At 50.5% G+C, this 13,219-nt stretch carries 11 protein-coding genes; 3 read left to right on the top strand and 8 right to left on the bottom strand.

Translation table 11 applies throughout. The features are described from left to right. Positions 1–251 (bottom strand): MucR family transcriptional regulator (locus tag TH5_RS09140; protein ID WP_167443508.1); only part of this gene is annotated, 251 nt, incomplete at its 3' end. A 1,866-nt stretch (positions 252–2,117) separates the two neighbouring features. Between TH5_RS09140 and dcm the strand changes: the two genes are divergently transcribed. Beyond that, positions 2,118–3,347 (top strand): DNA (cytosine-5-)-methyltransferase, encoded by a 1,230-nt coding sequence (gene dcm, locus TH5_RS09125; protein WP_114121602.1) that lies wholly within the window; start codon positions 2,118–2,120, stop codon positions 3,345–3,347. On the opposite strand, the gene TH5_RS09120 is transcribed toward dcm, so the two are convergent. From TH5_RS09120 to TH5_RS25305, 5 genes are all read right to left on the bottom strand, one after another. Then, positions 3,344–4,882 carry a hypothetical protein gene (locus TH5_RS09120; protein WP_114121601.1) on the bottom strand — a complete coding sequence of 513 codons (1,539 nt, stop codon included), beginning with the start codon at positions 4,880–4,882 and terminating at the stop codon, positions 3,344–3,346. The genes dcm and TH5_RS09120 overlap by 4 nt on opposite strands. Before the next feature lie 55 nt (positions 4,883–4,937). Further along, positions 4,938–5,534, bottom strand: coding sequence for a hypothetical protein (locus TH5_RS09115; RefSeq protein WP_147250088.1), 597 nt, complete (start codon positions 5,532–5,534; stop codon positions 4,938–4,940). 131 nt (positions 5,535–5,665) lie between these two features. After that, positions 5,666–5,914 (bottom strand): DUF1127 domain-containing protein, encoded by a 249-nt coding sequence (locus TH5_RS09110; protein WP_097053617.1) that lies wholly within the window; start codon positions 5,912–5,914, stop codon positions 5,666–5,668. A 161-nt stretch (positions 5,915–6,075) separates the two neighbouring features. Next, complete coding sequence (locus TH5_RS09105; RefSeq protein WP_167443507.1) at positions 6,076–6,519, bottom strand: helix-turn-helix domain-containing protein; 444 nt, start codon at positions 6,517–6,519, stop codon at positions 6,076–6,078. A gap of 150 nt (positions 6,520–6,669) precedes the next feature. Further along, the gene (locus TH5_RS25305) at positions 6,670–7,092 is read right to left on the bottom strand and encodes a hypothetical protein (protein WP_147250087.1); all 423 of its coding nucleotides are present in this window, start codon (positions 7,090–7,092) and stop codon (positions 6,670–6,672) included. Positions 7,093–7,293: 201 nt separating this feature from the next. On the opposite strand from TH5_RS25305, the gene TH5_RS09095 reads away from it, so the two are divergent. Next, positions 7,294–7,776 carry a ClpXP protease specificity-enhancing factor SspB gene (locus tag TH5_RS09095; protein WP_114121597.1) on the top strand — a complete coding sequence of 161 codons (483 nt, stop codon included), beginning with the start codon at positions 7,294–7,296 and terminating at the stop codon, positions 7,774–7,776. 185 nt (positions 7,777–7,961) lie between these two features. Further along, a complete protein-coding gene (locus tag TH5_RS09090; RefSeq protein ID WP_114121596.1) occupies positions 7,962–8,990 on the top strand; it encodes a hypothetical protein in 1,029 nt (342 codons plus the stop codon). 57 nt (positions 8,991–9,047) lie between these two features. Here the strand turns inward: TH5_RS09090 and TH5_RS09085 are convergent, their stop codons facing one another. Beyond that, positions 9,048–10,100, bottom strand: a complete 1,053-nt coding sequence (locus tag TH5_RS09085; RefSeq protein WP_114121595.1) for an AI-2E family transporter — start codon at positions 10,098–10,100, stop codon at positions 9,048–9,050. A gap of 146 nt (positions 10,101–10,246) precedes the next feature. Further along, on the bottom strand, positions 10,247–12,313 hold the full coding sequence (gene ligA, locus TH5_RS09080) for an NAD-dependent DNA ligase LigA (RefSeq protein WP_114121594.1): 2,067 nt from the start codon (positions 12,311–12,313) through the stop codon (positions 10,247–10,249). Positions 12,314–13,219 lie beyond the last annotated feature (906 nt).

The raw sequence follows: 13,219 nt of genomic DNA, 5'->3' as shown, positions 1-13,219 counted from the left end.
TTGCCGTCTTCAAGGCAAATGATGTAATCGTCGCCAATCGACTTCTTAATCGAAACGGCGGGTTTCAGTGGCTCTTCCGCGGGGTCTTGATCTGCGGTGTGCAAGTCAGACAGAGAACTGAAGGTTGCCTGAATGAGTTCGTTGATCTGAGTAGGGGCGATTGCATTGTTGCTCACATAAGCTGTGACAATATCAACTGTCATCTGAAGCAACTCTTCTCTTTCCACCTTGCCGACTTCTTCTGCACTCATCAATCGGTTTCCTTTTGGTATATTCCGGTTTGAAACCTAGTGCATCATTATACAGTACAAGTCAAATAAAAATCGTATTAGATTCAGTCGGCTACTTAACTAACAACGACATTACTGCTCTAGATATTTCGATATCGGCTATTGTGGTTCTCATTGAAGTGCAAAGGCTCAACCTTTTCAGAGGTGAATTTTCTCTGCATGTTTCTCTGCACGGGAAACCTACCACTGAACATATCGTTATGGAGAGACGCATGGGTCTGAAGTCAGTTCAACTCAGCGAGTTTCGCCTTAAATCCTGCTCCATGCCCAGTGATTACCAGTCTTTCACTGAAAAAGCGGAACCAACTTTCACAACGCTACCAAACTCCGGGTCGATGCGAAGCGCCATCCAATCGTGAATTTTGCAGATGGTTAGAGGACGAGATTCTCGGATTTCTTCGGCCGACTGTGACAGATTAAAGTAAACAGTGGGCTCGACTAATGAGAACCAATTTTCCTTGTTGCTATGGTATTTTCCTTATATTTCCGGTGTGATGGCGATCTTGTAAAGGAAAATGGCAACAGTTTTCTTGATTGGGCGCTATTTATACCTTAAGGTCACCTGACGTTTCTCATGAGGTATATCGTGTCTTTTCTCTTTTCGGACGTCCGCGTGGTCGGAACCATATGTGAATTCAAGTCTTCAGGAAGCGATGCTTCACTGTGTGTGGTGTCGGTTTTAAGCCGGAGAGGACAGAGTGTTGCTGTCAACGTGCGGCTGTCTGGGTCTTTGGCAAAGCGTGTCAGCTCCTTTCCGGTCAAGTCAGAAGTAATGGTCCTGGGAGAATTGAGCAAAGATGGGATTGTTGAGGTTAGTGACGATTTTGGCGAATTTCGTGTCTCGGGAGTAGCGCTTTCGAAAACCGAAACTTCTCCTGCTGTAGCTGATCGGCCCGCGGCCCCTGCGGGGTTCGCCACATCTCAGAAACCGGTGGCAACCACTACTGCGGTGCACGGCAAACCTATCGGGCAGACCGTAGGCACGAAGCCAAGTGTTCCCACGAAGTCCAACAATATCGGGCCTCGACCGGGAGGCTTGTTTGGCAGGAGTCCTTTTGGGTTGCCCGGCGCTGGAGCCGCGAAACCTTCAACCCCGGAGACTACACCTGCAACCGTGGAGGCAAAGAACAGTACCGGTGGTGGTATGTTTGCAACAAGCCATGCAACATCCTCATCTATGTTGACCCAACCTCAGGACCCCAATCCGCAAGATGATGGAGACGCGGGCGATGGTTCCAGCAGCGTCAGTCAAGCATCGTCAGTTAAACTGCCCACCACAAAGCCCTCAAGTCATGCTCAGAGCGGCAAACAGCTCCCGGACAAGGACGAAATTGATGACGAAATCCCATGGTAGGCTCGCAGGAACGCTAATGTTCTCCTGGGATTTCTTTCTTGCATGACAAAAGTGGACAATAGGGCAAATCAATAAGCGAGAAGCCCAATGCATAATGCGAACTCCTTTGGAAAAGTCCCCGGTTCATCCAGCAAAAAGCCCGTAAAGGTCGCTAACATTGTCATGCCTGCAAGGCAGGTCAGTTTGAATGGGATCGGGTTCTTAACCCTCGTGTTTCTGTGCACGACAGCCAGTTTGATTATTGGTGTTCAGCTTCAGTCGTTGGCCAAAAACATGTTTGGTGAGGACAGAGTACGGAGGCAAAGCGTTCAGATAGCGGCACCTCCGCCGTTAACGAAGAACTGGGACTTTAATAGTTAGCCGCACTCGGTCCCATTGACGGGTTTTGTCTATTTTCCTTGTTATATTTCCTTTGCCAGGCGAGCCTTTAAAGGAAATGTGTCTTATTTCAGGAAAACTCGACCGTGTCGTCTATGAATGCATATTCGGAATTCTTCCTTCATCGGGCGGCTGCCAGGTATACCTCGGCCGAAGCCGCAAAAGCGCTGGGGGTCACAGTCACAACATTGCGAAGCTGGGAAAATGGGCGTAAAGAGCCGCCCATTGGGGCGCTTTGTGCGATGAAATCCGTCGCAATGTCACGCGGTGTCTTTCGGCCTGCCAATGACAATCCGGAATTTACGTTCGTGGACCTGTTTGCCGGAATAGGAGGTCTTCGTCAGGCGTTTCAGGAGGCAGGGGGTGAATGTGTCTTCACATCTGAATGGAACCGCTTTTCGGTCGAGACTTACGTTTCAAACTTTGGCTTTGGACACCCGATAAAGGGTGACATTACCATCGTCGATGAAAATGAAATCCCGGAACACGACATATTGGTCGCCGGTTTCCCATGCCAGCCGTTTTCGCTTGCCGGTGTCTCGAAGAAGAACTCGCTGGGAAGGCCCCACGGTTTTGCAGACGAAACTCAAGGTACGTTGTTCTTCGACGTTGCGCGCATTATCAACGCAAAGCAGCCGAAAGCTTTCGTTCTGGAGAACGTGCGTGACCTGAAGCACCACGACCGAGGCCGTACCATGGCTATTATTCTGAGAACTCTTCGTGCTGCGGGCTATAAGAACACCCGATACCAAGTTATGAATGGAGCGTCGTGGGTTCCTCAGAACAGGGAGCGACTGGTGATTGTCGGCACCCGTGATGGTGAGGGCTTCGACTTCAACCGTGTGTGCATTCCAGAAAAAGGCCCAGTCCTTCGCACGATACTTCACACACCGGAAGTACCCCAGTCATGGGATAGCGTTTATGCGCCCGGCGGAGACGTCAGCAAGTTCACACTTTCAGACAAACTGTGGGAGTTTCATCGACGGCACGCTGCCAAGCACAAGGCTAGTGGTAATTCGTTTGGCTATGGCCTTGTCACGGGCAACTGTGTGGCTACAAGAACCCTATCAGCCAGATACTACAAGGACGGCTCAGAAATTCTCGTGTCTCAAAGCGGTAAGAATCCACGGCGCCTCACACCACGAGAATGCGCGAGATTGATGGGGTTTGACAGAGACGGTATCGCGCCATTTCACATCCCCGTCAGCAACTCGCAAGCCTGGCGTCAGTTCGGCAACTCGGTTGTCGTGCCAATGTTTGCCGCAGTGGCAAAATCTCTGGTGGATCATCTTCGTGGACAGCAAGTGGCCGCAATTGCGGCTTAACCTGCACCTCTCCCGAAGAATGGCATCTGCGCCTCGGCAGACCTCAGCAGGCTTTCTGCGGTGGCGGGGCTGTGCAGAACTCCGTCTTCCGTTCTGAAGGAAATACCTGCTATCTGATCCGGTCCAATGCCTGCTTTATTGTCTGAGGAGAGGGTTATCGTTCGGTCGGCCATGTAGTCCTGGTTGGCGAGATGAGAAAGGTCAATGACCCACTCTTCAACCTGCTTGTTTTGTGTCCAGGCTTCATTGGCGTCTGCAAGCTGACTTTCGAGTGTCGCGCTGTTGCACCGGTTGACCAGCATTCTGAGATTCTTGATATAGGTTGCTGCCTTCGACCGGTCGACACCGGCTTCCGTAGCTTTCCATAGCGCGAACCCCTCATGAAACATCATGTGGCAGTCCTTGCAGACGACCAGCAACCTCTTCAGTCGCTGAACTCCCTTACGAGCATCATCAGCACTCGGCTCCCACTCCCAAACTTCATGGCAGTCGACCACGCCGCCTCTTTTGAGCTCCTCGGCTGTCGAGATTCTGGAGTATAGACTTCCTCCCTGCTTTCCGCAGATTTGGCACCGATGTCCCGCCCGATCGTACGCTGTCGTCCTGATATGGTTCCAAGTGTCTTTGTCAAAAACAGACCAAAGATTCTGGCCTACAGCATTGTGTCTGATTGGGGGAAACTCAAACTGTGTTGCTTCTCGCCTGAATGCCAGGGGGAGCAGATGCTCTACCTTGTGACGCTGTGACACAGGCACCCAAAGCTGACTTCCACGCCGGGGTGCGCTTGCATCCAGATTTGCTCCGAGTTGCCGAACTTCATGTGTCCTGCTTACAGAGACAGGGAGCCAGATACGCTCTTCCTCTTCAACCTGACCAGTCCCGTCAAAGTCCAAAGCCAGTTGTGCCGATTTGCTCTTCGACTTTACGACAGGCCTATTGAACCTAACAGGTTCGGCATTGTCCACATGTGTGTAGTCAATATTCAATGGCTCAGCCTCGGAAGTCGACTGACTGATTTGAATGGCAATCTGGGACAGACCGAGTAGCTTTGCAATCAGGGCTTCCGGGCTTTGCATCTCCTTTCCGAGAGTATCCTGAAGGAACTGAGCACGCTTATCGAGTTCGGCAACCTCTTTGGCCGCAGTAAGGCCAAATGGTTTTCCTCTGCTAGACTGGTAGGCTTTCAGCAGGTTCTTTCTGATTGTGCGCGACTGCTCGATTGTGAACTGCTCATTCTGCGCTCGCAGAGCCAGCAGTTTCAACTCCGCCTGGAGTTCCTGATATCGCCGCACCTTGGTCGCATAGTCACGCTTAAGTCGGGCACCATAGAATGGCACCATACGATATCTTTTGACCTTGATACTGGCCGCCACACATACAGCCTTCGCCTCTTTCATTCGAGACTGGATGGACTTGGCTTTCCGAATGAGCGACGACAGCTCAAGCCGTCCTGGCTTTGCAGCCTGATCGGCAAGCATACCGAGGCTCTTTAACGTTCCAGAGATGAACGCTGTAGATGTGCTGTTATTGACCATCAGTGCACCTGACCAAAGTCCAATTGTGAGCTATCCCGACCAAAAAGCGGCTGAACTAAAAGTGTTTATGTAGTGTGGCATCCCGAAAGCGTATGATATTCCCCGTCGCCTCGAGCCTTTTACGTTGCCTTATTTCTTCCGCATCGAGGAGATGGGCCGCTGCCTGAATCATAGCATGGCAATTATCAATTGCTTCCAGTGGATCTGCATCCGTTGACGTGAGTTCTTCAGATCTGTGCGAGACCAATGTTTCAAGGCTACCCAATGCGTAATTTCTCTCCGACTTAAATGTCAATTGGGCTGCTCTGAAGATGAAATCTTCAAGGATGAGGTCGGCCTCAAACATTTTGTTGATGGACGTGACCACCTGGCGAGATTTTTCAAGGCAACCTCGCTCGCGTGCCTTAAGCGACAGAAGTCTTTCACGGAGAGATGGCAGCGATTTTGCAACATTCTTAAAAATGAAGTTCAACGTATGAGGGCCACGCTCCTCAAGAACACTGATGTTTTCCTTAAGGGTCTCAATATCTTTTCGAGTTCTGGTCAAGGTCGCTAGATTCTGTTGATCCAAGGAGTGCAGTTGCTGTCTGGCAAGCTGCAAATAGCTTAACAGCAGCAAGCCGAGCTTATGATGGAAGTTTTGTGAAGGCATCTGGCCTTTGTCCTGAAGCAATTAGGTTTGTTTGTCTCAGGAATTGTCACGGATAACTATGCAAGAACAAAAAGGGCAGCTGCTTGAGCAAAGCAGCTGCCTCAATATGGCGGAACCGGCCGCAAAAGAAGTCAAGCATTCTTCTCACGTTCACGAGCAAGCGCCGGGATGTCACTGCGGGACAAGCCGATATCCTGCAATTGACGGTCTGACAACCGCATCAGTGCCCGCTCTGTGGAGCGCACCCGAAAGTTCGAAGCAAAAGTCGACGTTTTGATAAAAGTTCCGAAGCGATTCAGAAGCCCGGTCGCAATTTTCCGGGTTCTGGTACGCGGCTTTTCAATAACCATACCAGTCATAATAGCCCCCTTGAAATCCATAGATGCAAGTTTTCCTTGCAAGACTATGGTAACTTCGGCTTTTGCTTGTCAGGGGTGCTGGTTTTGCAATGTTGCTATGCACAAAAACAGGTGAACTCACATGATGTAAGTTCACCTCTATACGTTCCTTTTTGGCACGAAAGAAAAGATCGCATCACTCTCTAGCTTGCGACTTGTTGAAATCGCTTTGATGCAAACTCAACTACATTCTCAAAAGTTTCAACATTAAACGCCCTGTTTGCTTCTTTTTCGATGCTGTAGTCAAAAAGTGCCAAGAAAGAGTCAGCGAATGTGTTTGGGTCAACCTTTACATCGTCCGAACTGCGTGCCAGATAATAGGCGATGTTAAAAACGATCTTCCGAGTTGTCTCGTCAGCTACTTTCGACACTTCGCCAGATCCGGTGAGCAACCACTGCACCGAAACGCCGGTCGCCGCGGCAATTTGCACACAAGCCGACGCCTTCGGATCATTTCGACCATGACTATAATTTTCAAGCGTCCTGGCAGAAATTCCAGTTTTGGCAGCTAAAGCCAATCTGGAACCGGCAATTCTCTCGCAAAGATTGATGCGCCTGCCGATGCCTCCCACTTCTTCTGAACTCAAGCCCCACCTTCCTATACTAACCAACTGTCCACATTTGCCACAAAGTAGCTCATTTTGAACGAGTGTGTGAACAGGAATCTTTCACAATTGAACGAAGGGAAAGTTTAGACGGAGCTTTTGGGTTCACCTAAACGAAATCTTTGCCGGGCATTAATCGAAACGCACCTTGTATTTCAAACTGATAGACGGAGATAGCGGGTTCTCACCATACTCTGAAATAAATTTCCGAAGTTCATCGGTCAGTGCAAAAGCTCTTGTTTGTCCCGTTGGTGCAAATGTGTTCTTTCCAGATTTCATGTAGAAGGAGTTTCCGCCGGAGGCCAACAGACCTGTCTTGTCGACGCCAAAGCGACCATTCTTGGTATTGACCCACTCAACGTTTGCGAGAGTGTATCCAAGCATGCCGCCCTGTGTTGTTCTGATGACAACCTGGTCTCCCGGCAAGAGAGCACGGAGATGTTCTTCTCGGTACGCAGGGGTTTGTAAACTACAGGGAGCTGGTGTCTGTTCCAGTTGGGGCGGATTTGCACGTTTGCCGCCACCGGGCAATGGGGGTAGCTTGAATTTAGGCACTTCGTAACCTCCAGAATATATACAGGCAGTTGCTCGGTGATATTTAGTCCGTCCTAGTGGTGGTTTGCAAGAAAATATAGGCCCCCGATCACTTGCGCACTTTAAGGATAATAATGTGTTGACAAAGGAAAATTGATAAAGCAAATTGGCTAAAACCTAACGTCAAGTTATCTTCACTATGCAAGTGAGCTGGGCCATCTTATGACCATTCCTCCTATCGACATGTTAGCAACCTTCTCAGCACATGCGCGCAATGCCATCGCTGAGGTTCTCACGACCATGGGCAAGGTCGGTCCGTGTGAAGAGAACGGAATTGAGCTGAGATTTGTCACCGACTATCCAGGGGTTGTCATCCCTCCCCGTCTGAAAGCTCTCTACCCGAATGCGATGGTCATTATCATTCAGCACTTGTTCAGCGGAATGGAAGTCCGCGACAATGATTTTGACGTGTACCTTCAGTTTGACGGTGTTCAAACGATGATTACCATTCCATTTGGCGCCATTTTCGAATTGCGGGATGTCAATTCGAAATTCCAGATGCATCTGCCAGTAGTGAGTATTGCGGAGGCGGACAAGCCTGAGGTGGCAGCGCAGGAGGATGCGAGCGGAAATGTTGTGCCGTTGCCACGAAAGGGAAGACCGCTCGGTGATAATGTGGTAGAGATTCCATTCGGAAAAAAATAATCTCCGGTTAATGACCGGTTTGATGTAGTGACGCCTCACAACGTCATTCAATTCCTTATTCAGACGCCCTTCACATGATGGGCGTCTGTTTTGTTTTGCGAGCGGTCAAGTTTTGCTTGTAAGTTCTCCTTTCAGGCAATAGAAATAAAGGATAATTTTGCTTTCAAGGCCGGGTAGTGGACGACATGAACAAGGCACAGAAAATCACGGACTTGCTCCTTTCGGATCAAATGGATGAGCAGGTTGTACGCGAGCAGATTATGCAGATGCTCAAAGACAAAGACATTACTGCCATGAATGAAGTGGTGTCGGTCTCAGAGGGAGCCTGCAATGAAAGCGGGAAATCGGTACTTGATATGATTGAGGGGCTCTCACAAAGGGTTGAGCTGGCAGATGGGAGGGAGGCCTTACTGTTCGTTTTACCGGTGATGTTAAACTTGCTCGAAGCGACGGACCTCCCAGTGCCGGAAGTTCGAGACTTGATTCAAAGATATGCCTCTGAGGATGAACAGGTCTATGTCGCGAATGGTTGGGTTCATCCAAAAGATGTCAGGAACATGGACCCCATCACGTGTTCTGTCCTGGCGCTCAGCTTGGCTATGTCCACCACGAGTGGCGGCGAAAATCTGACCTTGCCCTCGGAAACCTTTCCGAGTTTTGGGCAGTCTCTCAGCGAGGCAGACGACCAGCTTGGAGTGTTTTTGCGTCCGCGGGATATTGGTCGTAACTTCACACCGGTGTGCTTCCGTCATGTAATGGGGCTTGTTGTCCGCTCAGGGGGTGGCGCAGCTCAGAATCACCACTTAATCGCCAACATGTCAGATACGTTTGTTTCTGACCACATGGGAAGCTTCTGCGACGACCTGCGGTCGGTGATTAAAGGTTCTGAAGCCTTCTATAATCCTGGTAATCCGTGGGGATGCGGAATCTTCGTAATGCAGAAGTTGTCGTCCCTTGAGTTAGAGACGCGATTGCAGACTGTTGGGGAAACTAGCGGATATCAGCCGGTCGGTCATTTCAGTGTGGACAGTGAATACCGGCTGCAAATTGTTATTACCGCAGGCATCAATGGGGTTCTGGACGCTGTTACCCTCGAGGCGGGTGAGTATGATGTCGACGAAGTATCGCGCATCTTAAGGGAAAACTGTAGGGCCGTTTGCGAACACGAATGTCCTGACACCCTGCCCCGACATCTGGCGACAACGATGCACTAAGAAAAGTGCCCCTCCGGCCTGACCAGAGGGGCACTTTCTTGTTTGGCACAACCGGTATCACTTCGTGTAGTAATCGCTTTCCAGATAAGATCCATAGGCGGATTTCAATAGCACCCGAAGGATTGCTGCGGTGGGGACAGCAAGCAGCACGCCTGTAAAACCGAGAACGGCTCCCCCCGCCATTAATGCAAACATGACCCACACTTCATGGAGGCCAACGCTTTGCCCAATCAAGCGGGGCGTTAAGACATAGCTTTCAAGCATCTGGCCGATGGCAAAGATGAAGCCAACGCAAGCCCAACCGGTCCATGTGTCAAAGCTGAAGGCCGCCGCAACCAAGGCCGCCGTTAGGCCAATCGCAAACCCGACAAAAGGAATGAACGCGCAAAGGCCGGTAAGCAGCCCGATTAAAAGGCTGAACTTTAGCCCTGAAAGGGTTAAGGCGACCATATAGAAGCAGGCAAGCACCAGGCACAGAACCATTTGACCACGAAGCCAGGCGGCCAATGTTTGGTCAATTGCGCGCGCAAGGGCCAGGATTTTCTTTTCGTATGCGCGCGGCAAGGAATCGGTGATGAAAGAGGATAGCTCGGGCCAATCCTTTAACAGGTAGAAGCCAACAATCGGTGAGAGAACGAAAATCACCGAAACATCCATGACAGCCAATCCACCGGTAACGGCTCCTTTAACAATCTTGTTCGCTCCGGAGACGATGGTTCCGGTTGAAATGTTTGCGATTTCCTGCACTCGTTCAATGACCATCGGGCTGATGTGCGGCTTCCCGGCGTCCAAAGCAGGCTGGAGGTAGGACATTAGCGCTGTTCGGATTTCTGGCAGGTGTTTTACAAGATCCACAAGCTGACCCCAAACAAATGGGATTAGGAAATATGACACTGCGGTTAGTGTACTGAAGAAGCCAAATAGGACCGCACCGGCAGCAGCCCAGCGCGGAACACCTATTCTATCAAGTCGTTCACACAGAGGGTCCAGCATGTATGCTATGGCCACCCCGATAAGAAACGGTGCCAGCACCGACGATGTCACATAGAGTGTTACGCCAAATGCCACGGCAAGCGACACCCAAAAGGTCCGCGATGAAATACTGTTCATGATTTTTCCTACTTAATTCTCCATTGGATACTAAGCTGGCGTAGAAAAAATTCAAGGAATAAGCGAAATCAATAAAGAAAAACCCCGAGCTATCCTTGCTGGCGCTCGGGGCATTCAGGCTTGGGAATCCGATGTCGCTGAAAAAGTTACTCGGTGGCTCCAACCATGTTCCACCATTCATCTTCGGACAGGATTTTCACGCCGAGTGATGTTGCTTTGGCAAGCTTTGAACCTGCCCCAGGACCGGCAACAAGAATGTCAGTCGCCTTTGATACGCTGCCAGATGTTTTTGCGCCCCGATCCCGAGCGTCTGCTTCAGCATCCGGGCGCTTCATCTTTGTCATGGTCCCGGTGAAGACGATCGTTTTACCAATGATCGGTGAGTTTTCTGCCTTTGCACTGGTTGCGACCTCCGCAGGAGAAACTTCCTGACACAGCGCATCAAGCATCTCCAGCTTCGAAGAGTCGGCGAAGAAAGCAGCGACTTCGCGGCAGATAATGGGGCCAACAGTGTCGATGCTCAGAAGCTCCTGGGTTGCGGCTTCATCTCCGGCAGCAACCTTTTCCATGTTGCTTCGCCAGTTCGCGAGAGTCTTATAATGATTGGCGAACAAGCGCCCCATTGTCCGGCCGACCTCACGAATTCCAAGGCTTGTGATAAACCGGCTGAGTTCCACGTTGCGGCGCTGGTCGATATTGACCATCAGCGTAGCCACCGACTTCTTACCCCATCCGTTGAACGTTTCCAGTTGGCCTGCAAAGGTGTGGAGCTTAAAGATGTCTGCGGGGTGTGAAAGCATCCCGGCACCGACCAATTCTTCAATTCGGCTACCCCCCATCCCCTCAATATCGAAAACATCACGGCTCACAAAATGCTTCAGCCGTTCAGTGAGCTGACTGGAACAAAGGATTCCGCCAGAGCAAATCGCCGCTGCGGCGTCGTCTCGTACAACTAAGCTGGCGCATACAGGACAGTTGTGAGGCAGTACATAGGCCTCAGACACTTCAGGACGGTGTTGGAGATGCACCTCAGTAATTTGCGGCACAACGTCGCCTGCCCTCTGAATGGTAACGGTGTCACCGATGCGAATATCAAGCTTTTTGATATGGTCGATATTGTGCAAGGTAGCGCGGGAAACGACGACACCGCCAACGGTAACGGGCTGAAGTTCAGCTACGGGAGTGAGGACACCGGTACGCCCAACCTGCACAACGATATCTCTAACGACGGTTTGGCGCTGCTCGGCAGGAAACTTGAAGGCTGTTGCCCAACGCGGGGCGCGACTGACAAATCCAAGTTCTTCCTGATAGGGGAAGCGGTTAACCTTGACCACAAGACCGTCAATGTCGAATGGGAGGCTTTCCCTGTGCTCAAGAATGAACTCAGTTTGTTTGATGATTTCATTGACAGTCCGGCAAACGGCTGTCCCTGGAGTGGTTTTGAATCCCCATGCGGCAAAACGGTCGAGCAGAGCTTTCTGACTTTCTGCAATGGGCTCAGAGGTCTCACCGAGAGCATAGGCAAAGAATCCAAGTGAGCGGGAGGCTGTGACCGATGGGTCCAACTGCCTCAAGCTTCCGGCGGCCGCATTGCGCGGATTGGCAAAGAGCTTCTCCCCTTCGATCTCACGGGCCTGATTGAGGGCAAGGAAAGACGCCTTGCTCATATAGACCTCACCCCGGATCTCCAGTACGTCCGGGAATGGAGCCGAGAGCACCTGCGGGATGTCATTAATGGTAGCGACATTCGCTGTGACGTCCTCACCGATAGTGCCATCACCTCGCGTACCAGCGCGAACCAGCCGCCCTTGTTCGTAACGCAGAGAGTTCGACAGGCCGTCGACTTTGGTTTCGGTGATGAACTCGAGCACCTCTCCTTCTGGTAGCCCAAGTTCCTTTTTTGCCCGGGATACGAAATCAGAAAGGTCTTCTCCTGAGAAGGCATTATCAAGCGAAAGCATCGGTACGGAATGCTTGACCTGCTGGAAAGCCGCCGAAGGGGTTGTGCCAACTTCATCTTTCCAGTCCGTCGTCCCAACAAGGTGCGGATGGTTTCTCTCCATCTGGAGAACCTCCCGTCTCATGGCATCATAGGCTTCGTCAGTCATGATGAACCCGGACGGGTTTGCTTCCGGCGCATGGTAGATACCAGATGCCGAAATAAGCTTCGCGGTTAATTCTGCGTAACGAGCCGAAAGGTCGGAATGTGCCATGAGAGCCTCTTTGCCAAATTGTCTTTGTCAACATTATACAGGTTGGCCTGAACTGGCAATAGGGTAATTTGGAAAACTGGCCATCAGGAAGGACGCACAAGCGGCCAGGAATAAAAGTTCCCCTATCCCTCGCAAAGGGCAGAAATTCCGCACTTTTCTGGGGGATAGGGGAACAATGTTAACCAACCTGCCAAGCTGAAGGAAGCTTATTCGCATGGGACTACAAGCGAGTTGTGAGGCTCATTCTCGACAATCCATGAAGGAACTTCGTCAATGGCGTGTGCTTCTTTTTCCCTATTTTCCATTAGCAGTCAAGGAAAAGATCAAAAGTTAATAAATTTTTCTTTCAAAATGTTGATTTTATCTAGGAAAACCGCACCCTTGAAGCTGGCTCCTCTAGATTACCTGCTTGGCTTCGACCTTGGCCTACTACCAAGTCAAAGGCCAAGAACCGCACGGGCATGTTTACGCGGCATAACTGAGCAACCGGTCAGGATTCTCGGCGATTTCTTTCGTGGAGAACCAGATTTTCAAGTAGAATTTTTACGAGGCCGATATTCATCAAATGATGTTCGGGCATCTGCTAATGAACATATGAAATGCTCAATGGGTGAGTCGCCTTGGGATGCCTCACAGATATCGATCGCGAATTTAGCCGATTGCTAGCAGCAAGTCCTCTTCCCCACCCAAAACTCAAAAGACTCGTTACCGAACACAGATAAGCAAAAAAGAGGATGCCGCGACAAAAGTACAAACCTAGCCCATATGTAGGACTTTAATCCTAAAATTCCGTATCGTGGAGCATAACCGCACGTTTTGTCGGGGTTTTATGAACTTACAGCGGGTGCAGGAAGACGATATAATGAAGGCAGCCTACGTGAATTTTGCCGTTTTGGGGAGAAAGTA

Origin of the sequence: Thalassospira xianhensis MCCC 1A02616, from assembly GCF_003326475.1 — a bacterium.
Classification (GTDB): domain Bacteria; phylum Pseudomonadota; class Alphaproteobacteria; order Rhodospirillales; family Thalassospiraceae; genus Thalassospira; species Thalassospira xianhensis.
Note: the sequence above shows the minus strand (reverse complement) of the source record. Positions and strands in the feature narration are given on the sequence as shown.